Origin of the sequence: Streptomyces sp. NPDC059224, assembly GCF_042754285.1 — a bacterium.
GTDB lineage: Bacteria > Actinomycetota > Actinomycetes > Streptomycetales > Streptomycetaceae > Streptomyces.
In genome coordinates this window covers 36,891-54,174 of the sequence record NZ_JBHZAN010000043.1, presented here as the reverse complement: position 1 = coordinate 54,174, position 17,284 = coordinate 36,891, and the positions used below count along the sequence as shown (strand labels likewise).

Here is a 17,284-nt window from a genome sequence, read left to right as displayed (position 1 = left end):
CCGGGGAGCCGATCAGAGTCCTGGTGGTCGAGGACGACCCGGTGGCCGCGGACGCGCACGTCATGTACGTGGGCCGGGTGCCGGGGTTCGTCGCGGTGGGCAAGGCGCACACCGGGGCGGAGGCGCGCCGGATCCTCGACCGCACGCCGGTGGACCTGCTCCTCCTGGACCTGCACCTGCCGGACGTGCACGGGCTGCAGTTCGCGCGTGCGCTCCGGGCGGCCGGCCATCAGGCCGATGTCATAGCGGTGACCTCGGCGCGGGACCTGGCGGTGGTGCGGGAGGGCGTCTCGCTGGGGGTCGTCCAGTACGTCCTGAAGCCGTTCACCTTCGCGACACTGCGCGACCGCCTGACCCGGTACGCGGAGTTCCGCGGGGCGGTGGGCGAGGCGAGCGGCCAGGACGAGGTGGACCGGGCGCTCGGCGCGCTGCGTGCGCCGTCGCCCGCGGCGCTCCCGAAGGGGCTGAGCGCGCCGACCCTGGAACGGGTCACGGTCGCCCTGCGCGAATCGGAGCAGGGCCTGACGGCCGCGGCGCTGGCGGAGAGCGTGGGCATCTCGAGGATCACGGCCCGGCGGTACCTGGAGCACCTGGTGGAGGCGGGGTGGGCGGCGCGGAGTCCCCTGTACGGGCAGGTGGGGCGGCCGGAGCTGGTCTACCGGTGGGTGCGGGGGCGGTGAGGGAGCCGGGCCCCGCCGGTGCGGCGGCCCAGAACACCGCCGGCGCGGCCAGCGGCACCGCGCAGAACGCCGTCAGGTCGATCACGGCCCGGATCGTCTTGCGGGTGCGCCGCCGGACGTCGGTCCGGTGGTGTGCCTCCCAGCCGAAGGCGGTGAAGTCCCCTTCGGCGCAGGCCGGCCGGGCGAGCCGCGGCCCCAGCTCCTCGCGCACCCGGTGCCCGATCGCCGCGATCTTCTCGTCGTTGGCCAGGTAGGTCCGTCCGAGCACCACGCACGCCGGCGGCAGCGCCGGCAGCGTCGACGCCTGCTCGGCCTGCGCCGCCGCGGCGACGACGGCCACCGCACCGAGCGTCACGTACAGCAGGTTGTCCCGGAAGCCGATCCGCGCCCTGTGCTCGTCCTTGATCGTCTGGTACTCGGCGAGCAGCAACTGCCCGACGGTGAAGCCCTGTTCGTCCGGCATTCGGCTCTCCCCCGTCCGGCGGCCGCACCGACGGCGGCCAACCCTGCCGCCGCCGGCCCGGCCTCGCTCGCCGGCGCGGTTCAGCCGAGGCAGAAGTCCCTGCGCGCGGCCACGAACGCCTCGATCGACCGCGCGGGGACTCCCGTCACCCGCTCGACGCCGTCGGTGGTGCGGCCGTAGCGGTTGTCCCGGTGCAGCTTGGCCACGGTGATGATGTGCAGGACGACGTGGGCCGACAGGCCCAGCTTCGGGAGCTGCTCCTCCCGGCCTTCCCGAGCCAGGTCCACGTGGGAGACCTCACGGCCCAGCACCCGGGAGAACTCCGCCGCCGCCTCCGTGAGGCCGACCGAGCTCGGCCCGGTCAGCTCGTGGACCTGGCCGATGTGCCTAGCGGGGCCGCGATCACGCCGCGGAGGGCTGCCCCGGTCTCCGGATTCGCCGCCGGCCTCGGGCACGAGCCCGGCCAGGCCGCCGGCTCCCGCGAGATCCACGTCGACGGCGTACGCAACCGCGCCGCCCTGCCGGCCGGCGGCGACGACGGTCTGGCCCAGTTCCGCACCCTTGTCGGCGCCCTCGCCTGCGCCACCCGCGGCAACCCGCTCTCGGAAGAACTGCTGCGGGCCGCGCACAAGGCTCTGACCCGGAATGACACCAGGGAGCAGGACCGGGTTCGGGCGAGGGGTTCTCCTGCCGCCCCCGGGAGGCGATCGGGGCCCGTCAGCGCCGGCCGGTACTCAGCCCAGCCCTCCGGTACGCCGCGCCGGATTGAAGTTCGGCGCCGGCGGCCGCTCACGCACGAAATCGTCCAACTTGCCCCTACGGTCCACGGAATGCACGGGGGCATCCTCACCTCTCCCCTCCCTCAGCAAACCCCCGCACACTCATTGACCTGACTAGACCACTCCACTTACCTTCACTCGGCAAGAGACGAACCCCCAGGCCACAGCGCAGTGGCCGCCAAGGAGGTCGTGCCCGTGCGCCCCACCGCCGTCAGCATCCTTGCCCTCTCCCTCGTCACCGCCGCCGCGTCACTCACCGCGTGCGGCAGCGGGTCCGGGAGCAGTCCCGACACCGTGAAGATCTCCTTCAAGCAGTCCACGGACAACTCCATCAAGGTGATGGGCACCTATCTCGCGGACATCAAGAAGCAGTTCGAGAAGGAGTACCCGGGGAAGAAGGTCGAGCTCGTTCCGATCAAGGCTCCGGACTCCGAGTACTACACCAAGCTCCAGCAGATGCTCCGCTCTCCGCGGACCGCTCCCGACCTGGTCTACGAGGACACCTTCCTCATCAACTCGGACATCACCAGCGGGTACTTGAAGCCGCTCGACCCCTACCTCGCCAAGTGGAAGGACTGGGGGCAGTTCATCGACACCGCGAAGTCGGCCGCCCGGGGTGAGGACGGGAAGACGTACGGCGTGCCCGACGGGACCGACACCCGCGGCCTCTGGTTCGACAAGCGCGTCTTCAAGAAGGCCGGGCTGCCGCTGAACTGGCAGCCGACGAGCTGGGACGACGTGCTGGCCGCCGCCCGGACCATCAGGAAGAAGGTGCCCGGCGTCACCCCCCTCAACGTCTACACCGGCAAGCCCGCCGGCGAGGCCGCCACCATGCAGGGCCTGGAGATGCTGCTGTACGGGACCAACGACGGCACCAGCGACCCGCTGTACGACAAGGGCAGCAAGAAGTGGATCGCCGGGAGCCAGGGGTTCAAGGACGCGCTGTCGTTCGTCGAGACCGTGTACAAGGAGAAGCTCGGGCCGGACGTCTCCGACGCCCTCGACCCCAACTTCGGGACCGCCGTACGCGGTGAACTCCTCCCCCAGGGCAAGCTGGGCATCGACCTGGACGGCTCGTGGCTGCCACAGGACTGGAACAAGGGCAGCGGGCACGAGTGGGCCGACTGGTCCAAGGAGCTGGGGCTGGCGTACATGCCGACCCAGCACGGCCAGGCACCCGGCAAGGTGAGCATGTCCGGCGGCTGGACCTGGGCGGTCCCGGCCAAGGCCGGCAACCCCGACCTCGCCTTCGACTTCGTCAAGACCATGCAGACCAAGGCGAACGCCCAGAAGTGGTACATCGCCAACTCCGGGATCGCGGTGCGCAAGGACGTCGCGAGCGACCCGTCGTACACGGCCGCCCAGCCGGGCATCAAGTTCTTCACGGACCTCGTCGCCAGCACGCACTACCGGCCCGCCTACCCGGCCTACCCGAAGGTCTCCACCGCCATCCAGGAGGCGATGGAGAGCGTGACGACCGGTGACGCCTCCGTGGACAAGGCGGCGGGCCAGTACGACACGACCCTCAAGGACGTGACCGACAACCAAGTGGTCACCCAGTGAGTCACCCCGCGATCACCCGGCGGCTCTTCCGCGCCCTGCCCCTCACCCCCGCCCTGGCCCTGCTGCTGCTCTTCCTCGGCGGGCCGATCGTCTACTGCGCCTGGATCGCCTTCACCGACCTCCAGCTCACCGGTCAGGCGCACTCGTCCTTCGTCGGTCTCGCCAACTTCCGTACGGCGTTCCACGACGACGCGTTCCTGAACGCCGTCTGGCTGACCCTCGTCTTCACCGTGCTGTCCGCGCTCGTCGGGCAGAACACGCTGGGGCTGGCGCTCGCCGCGCTGATGCGGCGGGCGTCGAAGCCGGTACGGACGCTCACTGGCGGGATCGTGATCACCGCGTGGGTGCTGCCGGAGGTCGTCGCGGGGTTTCTGCTGTATGCCTTCTTCCGCCGGGAGGGCACCCTCAACGCCCTCCTCGACTTCCTCCATCTCCCGTCCCAGAACTGGCTGTACACCCTGCCCATCCTGGCCGTGTCCTTCGCCAACGTGTGGCGGGGCACCGCCTTCTCGATGCTCGTCTACTCCGCCGCCCTCGACGAGATACCGAACGAGATCGAGGAGTCGGCGGAGGTCGACGGCGCCAACGGATGGCGACGGATGTGGCACATCACGCTGCCGATGATCCGCCGGTCCATCGGGACGAACCTGATGCTCAACACCCTCCAGACGCTCTCCGTCTTCGGGCTGATCTGGGTGATGACCCGGGGCGGGCCCGGCGACAGGAGCCAGACGCTTCCCCTGTTCATGTACGAACAGGCCTTCCAGAACAGCATGATCGGGTACGGGACGGCGGTCGCCCTGCTCCTCCTCCTGGTCGGTTCGCTCTTCTCCGTCGTCTACATGCGGCTGCTGCGTACAGAGGTGTGAACAAGACAGATGCCCCGCAACCGCCGGCGTTCGCGCCGCCTCGCCGCCGACCTGGGACTGCTCGTCGTGGCCGCCGCCTTCGTGCTGCCGCTCGCCTGGGTGCTGCTCTCCGCCGTCGACCCGCACGCCGGCCTGAGGGTGCGGATCCCGGACGGGTTCACCTTCGCCAACTTCGACGCGATCCTCACCCCCGACATCACCTACACCCCGCTCCTGAACAGCCTGATCCTGTGCGGCGGCGCCACCGCGCTCACCGTCGTCTGCGCCGCCCTCGCCGCCTACCCGCTCTCCCGCTACCGCTCCCGCCTCAACCGGCCGTTCCTGCTCTCCATCCTCTTCGCCACCAGTCTGCCGATCACCGCGATCATGGTGCCGGTGTACGCCCTGTTCGTACGGATCAACCTCATCGACACCATGCAGGGCACCATCCTGTTCTTCGCCGCCTCCCAACTCCCCTTCGCCATCTGGCTGATGAAGAACTTCATGGACGGGGTGCCGAAGGAGCTGGAGGAGGCCGCCTGGACGGACGGCGCGGGCCCCGCCCAGTCGCTGGTGCGGATCGTGCTCCCGCTGATGGGGCCGGGGCTCGCCGTCGTCACCGTCTTCGCCTTCGTGATGATGTGGGGCAACTTCTTCGTCCCCTTCATGCTGCTGCTCTCACCGGACCAGATGCCCGCCTCGGTCAGCATCAACGACTTCTTCGGCAACCGTGGCATGGTCGCCTACGGCCAGCTCGCCGCGTTCTCCGTCATCTACTCGACGCCGGTGATCCTGCTGTACGTCCTGGTGGCGCGGCGGCTGGGTGGTGGTTTCGCCCTGGGCGGCGCTGTGAAGGGATGAACAGGTCGGCCGTACGTCCGCATCCGTACGTTCCCACAATCCGTGTTCCTGGCCGAACGGACCGTAGTCAGCGCCCCCGCGCGCCCCTAGCTTGTGCGCTGTGCGCCGACCCCCAGCTCTGCCGAACCAGCCAGGTCCCCCCTTCAACGCCGCCGCCGCCCGCAGACTCCGTGCCGCGCTCGGCATGGACCCCGGGCACGTGGCCCACCATCTGCGGGCCTCGTACGGGATGCCGTACGCCACCCCCGACCTCGTGCTCGCCTGGGAGCGCGGCGCGGCGCTCCCCAGCAGCCCCGAACTCACCGCGCTCTCGGGCGTGCTGTGGTGCTCCCCGGGCGAACTGATCGGCCGGCCGCGGACCCTGCGCGAGCACCGCATCGCGCGCGGGCTGGCACCGGAGGACGTGGCGCTGGCCGTGGGCTTCGAACTCCTCGCGTACCTCGCCATGGAGGAGGACGGGCGGTGGCAGGGCACCGAACGGCAGTCCGCCGTCCTGGCCGGCACCCTCCGGCTGTCCCTGCCGGACTTCGTCACCGTCACCGGCAAGGAGGAGAAACTGGCCGATCTGCTGCGCAGTGCGGTCACCACCCGCTGGCAGGCCTATGTCCGCCCGGTGGGCAAACTGGTCCCGCTGGACCGCCGAGTGCTGGAGAACGTGCTGCGGCCCCTCTACGAGGACTACCAGGGCCGGATGACGGCGACCCTGACCTGGGGCGACATCCCGGCAGGCGGATCAGCCGACGACAAGGGGAAGGACTTCCTGGCGGGCATCGTCGGTCACTTCTGGGACACGGTGGCGGGCGGGCGCGCCTGACAAGGGGGCGGCTGTGTCGAACGCGGCTCCGCCGCGGGGCGCGAACGGCCCCCGCGCACCCGCGGCCGGAATCGGGACCCCAGGCCTAGAAGACCGACTCCGCCTCGTCCATCCGGTCCTTCGGCACCCGCTTCAGCTCGGTGACCGCCTCCACCAGCGGCACCATCACGATCTCCGTCCCGCGCAGTGCCGTCATCTTCCCGAACTCGCCCTGGTGCGCCGCCTCCACGGCGTGCCAGCCGAACCGCGTCGCGAGGACCCGGTCGTAGGCGGTCGGCGTACCACCGCGCTGGACGTGCCCGAGGATGACCGGCTTGGCCTCCTTGCCGAGCCGCCGCTCCAGCTCGTACGCCAGCGCCGTACCGATGCCCTGGAAGCGCTCGTGGCCGTACAGGTCGATCTCGCCCTTGCCGTAGTCCATCGTGCCCTCGGCGGGATGCGCGCCCTCGGCCACGCAGACCACCGCGAACTTCTTGCCGCGGGCGAACCGCTCCTCGACCATCTTGGCCAGGTCGGCGGGGTCGAAGGGCCGCTCGGGAAGGCAGATGCCGTGGGCGCCGGCGGCCATGCCGGACTCCAGGGCGATCCAGCCGGCGTGCCGGCCCATGACCTCGACGACCATCACCCGCTGGTGGGACTCGGCGGTGGTCTTCAGCCGGTCCATCGCCTCCGTGGCGACACCCACCGCCGTGTCGAAGCCGAACGTGCGGTCGGTCGAGGAGATGTCGTTGTCGATGGTCTTCGGGACGCCCACGACCGGCAGGCCGGCGTCGGACAGCATGCGTGCCGCCGTCAGCGTGCCCTCGCCGCCGATCGGGATCAGCGCGTCGATGCCGAACTCCTCGACCATGTCGGTGGCCCGGTCGCACGCCTCGCGCAGCCGGTCCCGCTCCAGCCGCGACGAGCCCAGGATCGTGCCGCCGAGGGACAGGATGCCGCCGACCGCGTCCAGGTCGAGGGTGCGGTAGTGGCCGTCGAGCAGACCCCGGAAGCCGTCCTCGAAACCGATGACCTCGTCGTCGTACTGTGCGACCGCACGGTGTACCACCGATCGGATGACGGCGTTCAGGCCGGGGCAGTCGCCGCCTGCGGTGAGAACTCCGATGCGCATGGTGGTGTGTCTCCTGCTCGCTGTCGTTGCCGGTGAGCCGATCCGATTGTTTCATGCCCCACGAGGCAGTGAGATCCTGACGGGCGCCTTAACCGGCGCCAGGGGTATTGTCAAGAGGGTTCCGCTCACCCCGGTGGGCGATTTTTATGTGGCCGCACAGGAACTACACAGAGACGGAGTGCACACGTGACGCGCAGCGTGTACGTGACCGGGATCGACCGCGGCGACGGCCGCCAGGTCGTGGAGCTGGGCATGCTGGAGCTCCTGACCCGGCAGGTCGACCGGGTGGGCGTCTTCCGCCCGCTGGTCCACGACGGCCCCGACCGACTGTTCGAGCTGCTGCGTGCGCGGTACCGTCTCGCCCAGGATCCGGCGACCGTCTACGGCATGGACTACCACGAGGCCTCCGCCCTCCAGGCCGAGCGCGGCGCCGACGAACTGGTCTCCACCCTCGTCGACCGCTTCCACCTGGTCGCCCGCGACTACGACGTCGTCCTCGTCCTCGGCACCGACTTCGCCGACACCCAGTTCCCGGACGAGCTGTCCCTCAACGCCCGGCTCGCCAACGAGTTCGGCGCCTCGGTGATCCCGGTGGTCGGCGGCCGCGACCAGAACGCCGAGTCGGTGCTCGCGGAGACCCGGAACGCCTTCCGCGCGTACGACGGTCTCGGCTGCGACGTGCTGGCCATGGTCGCCAACCGGGTCGCCCGCGAGGACCGGGACGAGATCGCCCGGCGGATCGAGGGGCGGCTGCCGGTCCCGGTGTACGTGCTGCCGGACGAGCCCGCGCTGTCCGCGCCCACGGTCGCCCAGATCGCCCACGCGCTCGGTGCGAAGGTGCTGCTCGGCGACGACTCGGGGCTGGCCAGGGACACGCTGGACTTCGTCTTCGGCGGCGCGATGCTGCCGAACTTCCTGCCCGCGCTGACCCCGGGCTGCCTGGTGGTGACTCCCGGCGACCGCGCCGACCTGGTCGTCGGCGCGCTCGCCGCGCACAGCGCCGGCACCCCGCCGATAGCCGGCGTGCTGCTCACCCTGAACGAGCGGCCCAGTGACGAGATCCTCACCCTGGCCGCCCGGCTCGCCCCGGGCACCCCGGTCCTCTCGGTGCCCGGCAACAGCTTCCCGACCGCCGCCCGGCTGTTCTCCCTGGAGGGCAAGCTGAACGCGGCCACCCCCCGCAAGGCGGAGACCGCGCTCGGCCTGTTCGAGCGGTACGTCGACACCGCCGGTCTCAACAAGCGGGTCTCCGCGCCGAGCAGCGGCCGCGTCACCCCCATGATGTTCGAGCACAAGCTGCTCGAACAGGCCCGCTCCGACAAGCGGCGGGTCGTCCTGCCGGAGGGCACCGAGACGCGCGTCCTGCACGCGGCGGAGGTGCTGCTGCGCCGGGGAGTCTGCGACCTGACCCTGCTCGGGCCCGTCGACCAGATCCGCAAGAAGGCCGCCGATCTCGGTATCGACCTCGCGGACGCGCAGCTGATCGACCCCGCCACCTCCGAACTGCGGGACGCCTTCGCCGAGCGGTACGCCCTGCTGCGGGCCCACCGCGGGGTGACGGTGGAGCTGGCGTACGACGTGGTCACCGACGTCAACTACTTCGGCACGCTGATGGTCCAGGAGGGGCTGGCGGACGGCATGGTCTCCGGGACCGTGCACTCCACGGCGGCGACCATCCGGCCCGCGTTCGAGATCATCAAGACGCAGCCGGGCTCTTCGATCGTCTCGTCCGTGTTCTTCATGTGCCTCGCGGACAAGGTGCTCTGCTACGGCGACTGCGCGGTCAACCCGGACCCGAACGCCGAGCAGCTCGCCGACATCGCCATCCAGTCGGCCGCCACCGCCGCCCAGTTCGGGGTGGAGCCGCGGATCGCGATGCTGTCGTACTCCACGGGCACGTCGGGTTCGGGGGCGGACGTGGACAAGGTGCGGGAGGCGACCGAGCTGGCGCGCTCCCGCCGGCCCGACCTGAAGATCGAGGGGCCGATCCAGTACGACGCGGCCGTGGAGCCGAGCGTCGCGGCCACCAAGCTGCCGGACTCCGAGGTCGCCGGGCAGGCCAGCGTGCTGATCTTCCCGGACCTCAACACCGGCAACAACACCTACAAGGCCGTGCAGCGGTCGGCCGGCGCGATCGCCGTCGGACCGGTGCTGCAGGGGCTGCGCAAGCCCGTCAACGACCTGTCCAGGGGCGCCCTCGTCCAGGACATCGTGACGACCGTCGCCATCACGGCGATCCAGGCCCAGAACCTCGATTCCTCCGGCACCGCCGACTCCTCCAGCACCTCCAGCCCCTCCAGCTCCTCCAGCCCCTCCAACGCGAAGGCGTCCGCCCAGTGAGCCCCACCCGTGTCCTCGTCCTCAACTCCGGCTCCTCGTCCCTGAAGTACCAGCTGCTGGACATGCGGGACGGTGGGCGGCTGGCGGTCGGCCTGGTCGAGCGCATCGGCGAGCAGACCTCGTGGCTCAAGCACACCTGCCTCACCAGTGGCGACACCCGTGAGCTCAGCGGACCGATCGCCGACCACGACGCTGCGCTGAAGGCCGTGTCGGAGGAACTGTCCAGGGACGGGCTCGGGCTCGACTCGCCGGAGCTGGCCGCGATCGGACACCGGGTGGTGCACGGCGGGATGTTCTTCACCGAGCCGACCGTCGTCAGCGAAGAGGTGCTCACCGAGATCGAGCGGCTGATCCCGGTCGCCCCGCTGCACAACCCGGCCAACCTGACCGGTATCCGTACCGCACGGGCGCTGCGCCCCGATCTGCCGCAGGTCGCCGTCTTCGACACGGCGTTCCACACGACCGTGCCGGAGTCGGCGGCCCGCTACGCGATCGACCCGAAGGTCGCCGACCGGTACCGCATCCGCCGCTACGGCTTCCACGGCACCTCGCACGCCTATGTCTCCCGGGAGACCGCGCGGCTGCTGGGAAAGACACCTGAGGAGGTGAACGTCATCGTGCTGCATCTCGGCAACGGGGCGTCGGCCTCGGCGGTCCGGAGCGGCCGGTGCGTGGAGACCTCCATGGGGCTGACGCCTTTGGAGGGGCTGGTGATGGGTACGCGTTCCGGTGATCTGGATCCCGCCGTCATTTTCCATTTGGCGCGTGTTGGCGGAATGTCCATGGATGAGATCGACACTCTTCTCAACAAGGGGAGCGGTCTGTTCGGACTGTGCGGTGACAACGACATGCGGGAGATCCTGCGCCGGATCGACGCGGGCGACGAACAGGCCGAACTCGCCTTCGACATCTACATTCACCGCCTGAAGAAGTACATCGGCGCCTACTACGCCGTGCTCGGCCGGGTGGACGCCGTGGCGTTCACGGCGGGGGTCGGCGAGAACGCGGCGCCCGTGCGGGAGGCTGCCGTGGCCGGGCTGGAGGGGCTGGGACTGGCCGTGGACCCGGGGCTGAACGCCGTACGGGCGGACGGGCCGCGGCTGATATCGCCGGCGGACGCGCGCGTCGCCGTCGCCGTGGTGCCGACGGACGAGGAACTGGAGATCGCCACCCAGACCTACGCACTGGTCGGCGGCGGCAGAAATAACAGCTGAGCATATCGGCGCCCATTTGTATCTTCCGCCAGACGGAATATTCCGCAGCGAAACAAACCGATAGGATCGCCCCATGCGCCGTTCGAAAATCGTCTGTACTCTCGGCCCCGCGGTCGACACCCACGAGATGCTCGTGGCCATGATCGAGGCCGGCATGAACGTGGCCCGCTTCAACTTCAGCCACGGCTCGCACGCCGAGCACCAGGGCCGCTACGACCGGGTCCGGGCCGCCTCCAAGGAGACCGGCCGGGCCGTCGGTGTCCTCGCCGACCTGCAGGGCCCGAAGATCCGTCTGGAGACCTTCGCCGAGGGGCCGGTCGAGCTGGAGCGCGGTGACGAGTTCGTCATCACGACCGAGGACGTCCCGGGTGACAGGACCATCTGCGGTACGACCTACAAGGGCCTGCCGGGCGACGTCTCGCGCGGCGACCAGATCCTCATCAACGACGGCAACGTCGAGCTGAAGGTCCTGGGGGTCGAGGGCGCCCGGGTGAAGACGATCGTCATCGAGGGCGGTGTCGTCTCCGACCACAAGGGCATCAACCTGCCCGGCGCGGCCGTCAACGTGCCCGCGCTGTCCGAGAAGGACGTCGAGGACCTCCGGTTCGCGCTGCGCATGGGCTGCGACATGGTCGCGCTCTCCTTCGTGCGGGACGCCAAGGACGTCGACGACGTCCACAAGGTGATGGACGAGGAGGGCCGCCGGGTCCCCGTCATCGCCAAGGTGGAGAAGCCGCAGGCGGTGGAGAACATGGAGGGCGTCGTGATGGCGTTCGACGCCGTCATGGTGGCCCGTGGCGACCTGGCCGTCGAGTACCCGCTCGAGAAGGTCCCCATGGTGCAGAAGCGCCTGATCGAGCTGTGCCGGCGCAACGCCAAGCCGGTGATCGTGGCGACCCAGATGATGGAGTCGATGATCACCAACTCCCGGCCGACCCGCGCCGAGGCCTCCGACGTGGCCAACGCGATCCTGGACGGCGCGGACGCGGTCATGCTCTCGGCGGAGTCCTCCGTCGGCGCCTACCCGGTCGAGACCGTCAGGACGATGTCGAAGATCGTCGTCGCGGCGGAGCAGGAACTGCTGAGCAAGGGCCTGCAGCCGCTCGTCCCCGGCAAGAAGCCGCGTACGCAGGGTGGTTCGGTGGCCCGTGCGGCCTGCGAGATCGCCGACTTCCTCGGCGGCCGCGGCCTGGTCGCCTTCACCCAGTCCGGCGACACGGCGCGCCGTCTCTCCCGCTACCGCGCCCAGCAGCCGATCATCGCCTTCACCACCGACGAGAACACCCGCAACCAGCTCACGCTGAGCTGGGGCGTGGAGTCGCACGTGGTGCCGTTCGTGAACACCACGGACGAGATGGTCGACATGGTCGACCAGGAGCTCGCCAAGATCAACCGCTTCGACCAGGGCGACACCGTCATCATCACGGCCGGCTCGCCCCCCGGTGTCCCCGGCACCACGAACATGCTCCGCGTTCACCACGTCGGCGGCTCCGCCGCCAACTGAGGTACCCGTAGCAGGTCCTGTACGGCACCGAGGGCGCCCCCTGTCGCAGGGGGCGCCCTCAGTCCTTGCCGTCGGATCACCTGCCCGGCGGTGCTCCGACCGTCTCCCGCAGCCAGGCGTTGCCGCGCAGCTCCGGATGGGCGGCGGTGATCAGCCGGAACGCCTCGGCCTTCGCCCGGCTGGCGAGCTGCCCCAACTCGTCCCAGGCCAACTCCACCACGCGCGGCGCGTAGTTCGTCGTGAGGGTGACGGCCTCCGGTCCGCGGCTGAAGGAGAACACGTGCCCGGTCACGCTCGTCTCCACCGCGATGTCGCTCCGGGTCTCCAGCTCTCCTCGCGCGTACTCCAGCATGAGGGCGAAGTCGACCACGGGCAGCCCCGGCGTACGAAGGCTGAGATCCACGCCGTGGACGACGAGCCGTACATCTGCCCGGAAACAGCTCACGGAGAAGTCCGCGCCGGTCAGCTCAGGGTGCTCCGGCCGGTCCGTGTTCTCCGGTCGCTGCGCCGAGGACCAGAAGGGGTCCTCGGCGCGGGGCGCGAAGAAGAAAGTGATCATCTCGTCCTTCCACTCCTGCCCGAGGGACGGAGCCCGAGCTCGGTGCGGCGCCGCGCAGAACTGTGCCCCGCCGAATCGGTACTCGGCGGGGCACAGTCTCCTTGCGGCTCCCGAACGGGTCGGTGGGTGGCGCTCAGCCGGTGCCGTCGGTGGTGTAGACGTGCATACCGGGGACGTGCAGGGTGCCGCCGAACTGGGCCGCCTGGACGACCTTCACGTTGGTGAAGTAGATCAGCGGGATGTTCAGCGGCGGCGGGTTGTCCGGGTCGAACGTGATCGGGATCAGACCGAACAGGTTGCCCGAGATCGACTCCGTGTACATCGTGGTGTCGCCGCCGGTGATGGTGGACTTCGAACCGGCCGCGGCCTGCACGTGGTAGGTCTTGCCGATGTTCGCGTCCTTGACCGTCTGGTGCAGGTCGCCGATGTCGGTGCCGCCGGAGATGACGTACTTCAGCACCTTCTTCGTCTTGCCGCCGGCCGTCTTCACCTCCACGACACCCTGGTAGTCGGCGCTCTTCAGCAGCAGCGAGCTGGCACTGAGGTACCAGGGGTCGTCCGCCACCGCGACCTTGTTGTCGACACCGCCCACGTCGTCGGTGGCGACGTCGCAGCCGTCGGCCGACGTGCCGGCGCTCGCGGACGGGCTCGGCGTGGCGGTGGCGTCGCCGGCCGCCTTGGTGACGTCGCCGGTGACCTCGCCGGCCGCCTTGGTCACCGTGTCCGTGGTGTCCTTCACGGTGTCCGTGACCGTCTCGGCGGCCTTGGTGACCGTGTCCTTGACGGTGCCGGAGGCGCTGTCGCCCTTGTCCGTGCCCGACGACTTGTCCGAGGAGGACGAGGACGACGAGGTCGACGCGGAGGCGGACGGCGTCGGGCTCGCGGTGGAGTCCGACGCGGACGAACCCGTCGAGGTACCGCCGAGGATGCCGGTGATGGCACCCCCGATGGAGTCCAGCAGGCCGCCGCCGTTGCCGCTGCTCGCGGAGGCGGACGGCGAAGGCGTGGCCGTGCCGTCGGATCCGGACGAACCCGAGCCGTCCGAGGACGAGGACGACTTGGTCGGGGTCGGGGTCTTCGCGTCGTCGGAACCTGAATCCGACGCCGCGTCCTTGCCCGAGTCCTTGCCCGTGCCCGAGGACGCCGGGTCCTTGGCGCCGGAGGACGCCGAGGGGGACGGCGTGGCCGAGTCCTTGTCCTTGGAGTCGTCGCTCGCGCTCGCGGAGGGCGAGGCCGAGTCCAGGGCGGAGACGCAGTCCTTGTACTCGTCGGCCTTCTGGCTGTTCGACGCGGAGGCCGTGTTGTTCGTGTCGGCGATCGCGAGCGTGGACGTGAACCCCATGCCCATGATCACGGCCGTCGGCATCGCCACGGAGGCTATCGCCTTGCCGGCCGGCATGTGGAACCTGGTGAACAGCGGCTTCTTGGGTGCCGCGTGGCGCGGCCCGGTTCTCACACGGGACGCGTCCACATCAGTCCCGTGGATCACCTCGTCAGCCGGCACTGTGCCTCCCGTTCGCCCCGTCCAGCGGGCTCGTTCCTGACAGGTCATTCGCCTTGCCCACGGCGTCCTGGCCCGTGAAGTGGGTGTCCGCGCCGGGGGTGTGGTCCCCGGCCGGCGGAACATCGCCCTCCGGCTGCGGCGTGCCCGGTGCCCAGGCGACCTCCGACTGCGGCGGGGCACCCGGTGCCCAGGCCACGGCCATCGCTCCACCGATCAGGGCGAACAGGAAGCCCATGATGAAGCCGCCGAAGTTGGACACGGGGAGGGACACCAGCGCCAGCAGGATCGCGGCGACACCCGCGAACGTGCGGATGTGCTTCTGGAACCAGACGCTGATGCCGAGGACGACGAGCAGCACGCCGATGATCAGGGACCCGGCACCCGCCGTGGTGGCCATCGCCACCGTGAGGTTGCCGATCTGGAGATGCGCGTACGGGAAGTACATGATCGGGAAACCGGCGAGCAGGATGTACAGACCGGCCCAGAACGGCCGCGTGCCCCGCCAGGAGCGGAACTGCAGCCTCCGGCGGTCGAACTGGCCGGGTGCGGCAGGAGTCTCGGCGCTCATGGAAAACAGCTCCCTGGTGCGGCGTTGCTGTGGTGTAGATGCTGTGGTTGGGCGGTGCCGTGATGTGCACCGCGCGTGAAGACCGCGGGAAGAAGGTGGAGGGCGGGGGTGCCGTCGGCGCCCCCGCCCGTCACGGAGTGCTTAGTAGCACTCCGCACCCTTCGTCGAGATCGACATGTGCAGACCGCTCAGCTTGAAGGTTCCGGCGGTGGTGGCCCACGCCGTCTGCTTCACGCCGGACAGGGAGGCGTGGTCGGCCTCCTGCGCGAACCCGTTCGGGTTCGTCTGCTTGTTGGCGACCTCGTCCGACTTGATGCCGGGACCCTTGGTCGAGCTGCCGGCCGCGACACCGATGTTGATGTTGGTGAACGTCGCGTCGGCGCTCAGGTCGTCGAGGTCGATGTAGAGCTTGCTGGCCTCGACCGGCTTCTTCGCGTCGGCGCCCGCGTGCAGGATCAGGCTGACGTTCCCGAAGATCGGGACGTTCGGCGTGACCACGGACTGGCACAGGTTGGTGATCTCCGCGCTCTTGAACGCCGAGACCGCCACCGGGTGGATCGTCTTGTCACCGGCGAGGGTGACACCCGAGTCGACGGCGCCGTACTGGACGAACCCGTCACCTTCGAGCTGGTCGGCCGTGACCTTGAACTGCTGGCCCGACACGCTGAACGACGCGGCGAGAGCACCCTGCGCGAGGGCGACACCTATACACGCCGTGGCGGCGACGCTGGGCACCATGACCACAGCGAACCGCTTCCATCTGGTCCCGCCACGCACCTGGGACTCCATATTTCCTCCTTCTCGGACGTACATCTCCTGGCCCGGAATCGCCCCCAACGGCGGCTCGGCCGGGCAGGGATGGGAGAAGTGCTACGTCCTCGGAAGGGGAGCGCCCGCGTTCACAGGCGCGAACCGCACCTCGATCACCGGCGATCACCCCCGAGCGACAACCACTGGTCGCGCCTGACACGCATCACGCACAACCTTGCTGGACAGGCTCCACCTCGCGGCGAAGACCCCCCTGCCCAAGAGCCGGCGTCACTGCCGCCGACTCTGCTCGGTGGGGACCCAGATGAGCCCGCGGGCCCGACTGGTTGTCGGGGTACGGCAATGGACCGAGCGTCGCCGATCGTGGTGCATTCTCGCCGCCCGCACAAGGGGCTTCGTTACTGGGTAGTAACGGCCGGATAACCGATGAACGACCCACCGGTCTCGGAGCGCGACGCTGGGTGGCATTCGGGGGCAGAACAAAACAGTTGACCCCTGGACGAAACCAGACAGATCAAGGCCCCTGATTTACTGCGAGTAACAGCGGCCGCTATTACCAAGATTTGGTAAAGAGCGGCCGCTGTGACCTCGCGTCGGCGAATCTTTCACTTCGGCATCACAGGACGTGACGTTTAGCGACTGGTCAGAACCGTGGTCAGACCGTGCTTCAGAACAGCGCCCGTGCCAGTGCCCGGCGTGCGTCCACCACCCGGGGGTCATCGGTGCCGACGACCTCGAAGAGTTCGAGGAGCCGCCGCCGTACGGCGTCCCGGTCGTCCCCGGCCGTCCGCCGTACCGTCTCGATCAATCGCCCGAAGGCGTCCTCGACGTGGCCGCCCGCCAGGTCCAGGTCGGCGCCCGCGATCTGCGCCTCGGCGTCGGCCGGCTTCTCGGCCGCGTTCTTGCGCACCTGCTGCGGGTCCATCCCCTGCACGCGCTGGAGCAGCTCGGCCTGCGCAAGCCCCAGTTTGGCCTCGCTGTTGGCGGGGTCGTCGCTCAGTACGTTCCGGTACGCCTGGATCGCGCCGCCGAGGTCACCCGCGTCCAGCGCCTGTACGGCGGCTTCGAGAAGCGCGTCGTACGGACCGGCGGACGTCGCGGGCCCGGCCGCCGGGGCGGCGCCCGGCTGCGCGTCGGGGTCGACGGTCAGGCCGGTCAGCCCGAACCGCTCCTCGGCGACCTGGATCAGCTGGTCGAGGGTGCCGCGGATCTGGTCCTCACCGGCGGCGCCCTGGAAGAGCGGCAGCGCCTGCCCGGCGACCACCGCGAACACCGCCGGGATCCCCTGGACCCCGAACTGCTGCATCAGCATCTGGTTGGCGTCGACGTCGATCTTGGCCAGCAGGATGCGGCCGTTGTACTCGACGGCGAGCCGCTCCAGGACCGGGCTCAGCTGCTTGCAGGGCTGACACCACTCGGCCCAGAAGTCGATGACGACGGGGACTTCGGCGGACCGCTGCAGGACATCGCGCTCGAAGCCGGCTTCGTCGACGTCGATGACCAGGTCGGCCGGGGCGACGGCGCCGGCTCCACCCTGCCGGGCCGCTTCGGCGCGCGTCTGCTCGGCCTTGGCCTTGGCCTCCTGGGCCGCCTTCACCGCGGCGAGGTCGACGACGCCGCTCATGGACATGTTCCGTGGCTGCATGCGCCTATCCTCCCCCGTTCCCGCGCGTGTGTGAAAAACGTTGTGAAAGCCAGGCCGAACAAA

At 69.8% G+C, this 17,284-nt stretch carries 16 protein-coding genes; 8 read left to right on the top strand and 8 right to left on the bottom strand.

Annotation, left to right across the window (positions count from 1 at the left end):
• Window positions 1–62: 62 nt before the first annotated feature.
• Window positions 63–680, top strand: coding sequence for a response regulator (locus tag ACFXI4_RS37005; protein WP_384999749.1), 618 nt, complete (start codon window positions 63–65; stop codon window positions 678–680).
• On the opposite strand, the gene ACFXI4_RS37000 is transcribed toward ACFXI4_RS37005, so the two are convergent.
• Both ACFXI4_RS37000 and ACFXI4_RS36995 read right to left on the bottom strand, forming a co-directional pair.
• A complete protein-coding gene (locus ACFXI4_RS37000) occupies window positions 565–1,143 on the bottom strand; it encodes a hypothetical protein (protein WP_384999720.1) in 579 nt (192 codons plus the stop codon). The two genes, ACFXI4_RS37005 and ACFXI4_RS37000, sit on opposite strands and share 116 nt — an antisense overlap.
• 80 nt (window positions 1,144–1,223) lie before the next feature.
• The gene (locus ACFXI4_RS36995; RefSeq protein ID WP_384999717.1) at window positions 1,224–1,772 is read right to left on the bottom strand and encodes a hypothetical protein; all 549 of its coding nucleotides are present in this window, start codon (window positions 1,770–1,772) and stop codon (window positions 1,224–1,226) included.
• Window positions 1,773–2,117: 345 nt separating this feature from the next.
• On the opposite strand from ACFXI4_RS36995, the gene ACFXI4_RS36990 reads away from it, so the two are divergent.
• From ACFXI4_RS36990 to ACFXI4_RS36975, 4 genes are all read left to right on the top strand, one after another.
• Entirely contained in the window at window positions 2,118–3,485 is a 1,368-nt protein-coding gene (locus ACFXI4_RS36990) for an extracellular solute-binding protein (RefSeq protein ID WP_384999714.1), read from the top strand.
• Window positions 3,482–4,354, top strand: a complete 873-nt coding sequence (locus ACFXI4_RS36985) for a sugar ABC transporter permease (RefSeq protein ID WP_362713731.1) — start codon at window positions 3,482–3,484, stop codon at window positions 4,352–4,354. The genes ACFXI4_RS36990 and ACFXI4_RS36985 overlap by 4 nt, the downstream gene beginning before the upstream one ends.
• Window positions 4,355–4,363: 9 nt before the next feature.
• The gene (locus ACFXI4_RS36980) at window positions 4,364–5,194 is read left to right on the top strand and encodes a carbohydrate ABC transporter permease (RefSeq protein ID WP_384999710.1); all 831 of its coding nucleotides are present in this window, start codon (window positions 4,364–4,366) and stop codon (window positions 5,192–5,194) included.
• Window positions 5,195–5,285: 91 nt separating this feature from the next.
• Window positions 5,286–6,008: an XRE family transcriptional regulator gene (locus ACFXI4_RS36975; protein ID WP_384999707.1), complete on the top strand. Its 723-nt coding sequence runs from the start codon at window positions 5,286–5,288 to the stop codon at window positions 6,006–6,008.
• An 85-nt stretch (window positions 6,009–6,093) separates the two neighbouring features.
• Here ACFXI4_RS36975 and ACFXI4_RS36970 read toward each other — a convergent pair whose 3' ends face one another.
• Window positions 6,094–7,119 carry an ATP-dependent 6-phosphofructokinase gene (locus ACFXI4_RS36970; protein WP_384999704.1) on the bottom strand — a complete coding sequence of 342 codons (1,026 nt, stop codon included), beginning with the start codon at window positions 7,117–7,119 and terminating at the stop codon, window positions 6,094–6,096.
• Between the two features lie 186 nt (window positions 7,120–7,305).
• Here ACFXI4_RS36970 and pta point away from each other — a divergent pair, with 186 nt between their 5' ends.
• The 3 genes from pta to pyk all read left to right on the top strand — a co-directional run bounded on the left by pta (window position 7,306) and on the right by pyk (window position 12,177).
• Window positions 7,306–9,459, top strand: coding sequence for a phosphate acetyltransferase (pta, locus tag ACFXI4_RS36965; protein WP_384999701.1), 2,154 nt, complete (start codon window positions 7,306–7,308; stop codon window positions 9,457–9,459).
• Window positions 9,456–10,673: an acetate kinase gene (locus tag ACFXI4_RS36960; RefSeq protein ID WP_384999699.1), complete on the top strand. Its 1,218-nt coding sequence runs from the start codon at window positions 9,456–9,458 to the stop codon at window positions 10,671–10,673. The genes pta and ACFXI4_RS36960 overlap by 4 nt, the downstream gene beginning before the upstream one ends.
• Window positions 10,674–10,746: 73 nt before the next feature.
• Window positions 10,747–12,177 (top strand): pyruvate kinase, encoded by a 1,431-nt coding sequence (gene pyk, locus ACFXI4_RS36955; RefSeq protein ID WP_384999696.1) that lies wholly within the window; start codon window positions 10,747–10,749, stop codon window positions 12,175–12,177.
• Window positions 12,178–12,253: 76 nt separating this feature from the next.
• Here the strand turns inward: pyk and ACFXI4_RS36950 are convergent, their stop codons facing one another.
• From ACFXI4_RS36950 to ACFXI4_RS36930, 5 genes are all read right to left on the bottom strand, one after another.
• Window positions 12,254–12,736 (bottom strand): hypothetical protein, encoded by a 483-nt coding sequence (locus ACFXI4_RS36950; RefSeq protein WP_384999693.1) that lies wholly within the window; start codon window positions 12,734–12,736, stop codon window positions 12,254–12,256.
• A gap of 133 nt (window positions 12,737–12,869) precedes the next feature.
• Complete coding sequence (locus tag ACFXI4_RS36945) at window positions 12,870–14,240, bottom strand: hypothetical protein (protein ID WP_384999690.1); 1,371 nt, start codon at window positions 14,238–14,240, stop codon at window positions 12,870–12,872.
• Window positions 14,230–14,808 (bottom strand): DUF6114 domain-containing protein, encoded by a 579-nt coding sequence (locus tag ACFXI4_RS36940; protein ID WP_384999687.1) that lies wholly within the window; start codon window positions 14,806–14,808, stop codon window positions 14,230–14,232. Before ACFXI4_RS36940 ends, ACFXI4_RS36945 begins: the two co-directional genes overlap by 11 nt.
• Before the next feature lie 141 nt (window positions 14,809–14,949).
• Entirely contained in the window at window positions 14,950–15,597 is a 648-nt protein-coding gene (locus ACFXI4_RS36935) for a DUF6230 family protein (RefSeq protein ID WP_384999684.1), read from the bottom strand.
• Between the two features lie 646 nt (window positions 15,598–16,243).
• A complete protein-coding gene (locus tag ACFXI4_RS36930) occupies window positions 16,244–17,221 on the bottom strand; it encodes a tetratricopeptide repeat protein (protein ID WP_384999681.1) in 978 nt (325 codons plus the stop codon).
• Window positions 17,222–17,284 lie beyond the last annotated feature (63 nt).

Excerpts from the sequence above, each read along its gene's own strand:
- ACFXI4_RS37005 (WP_384999749.1), top strand. The coding sequence starts at position 63 with ATGTACGTGGGCCGGGTGCCGGGGTTCGTCGCGGTGGGCAAGGCGCAC.
- ACFXI4_RS37000 (WP_384999720.1), bottom strand. The coding sequence starts at position 1,143 with ATGCCGGACGAACAGGGCTTCACCGTCGGGCAGTTGCTGCTCGCCGAG.
- ACFXI4_RS36980 (WP_384999710.1), top strand. The coding sequence starts at position 4,364 with ATGCCCCGCAACCGCCGGCGTTCGCGCCGCCTCGCCGCCGACCTGGGA.
- ACFXI4_RS36970 (WP_384999704.1), bottom strand. The coding sequence starts at position 7,119 with ATGCGCATCGGAGTTCTCACCGCAGGCGGCGACTGCCCCGGCCTGAAC.
- pyk (WP_384999696.1), top strand. The coding sequence starts at position 10,747 with ATGCGCCGTTCGAAAATCGTCTGTACTCTCGGCCCCGCGGTCGACACC.
- ACFXI4_RS36950 (WP_384999693.1), bottom strand. The coding sequence starts at position 12,736 with ATGATCACTTTCTTCTTCGCGCCCCGCGCCGAGGACCCCTTCTGGTCC.
- ACFXI4_RS36940 (WP_384999687.1), bottom strand. The coding sequence starts at position 14,808 with ATGAGCGCCGAGACTCCTGCCGCACCCGGCCAGTTCGACCGCCGGAGG.
- ACFXI4_RS36935 (WP_384999684.1), bottom strand. The coding sequence starts at position 15,597 with ATGGAGTCCCAGGTGCGTGGCGGGACCAGATGGAAGCGGTTCGCTGTG.
- ACFXI4_RS36930 (WP_384999681.1), bottom strand. The coding sequence starts at position 17,221 with ATGCAGCCACGGAACATGTCCATGAGCGGCGTCGTCGACCTCGCCGCG.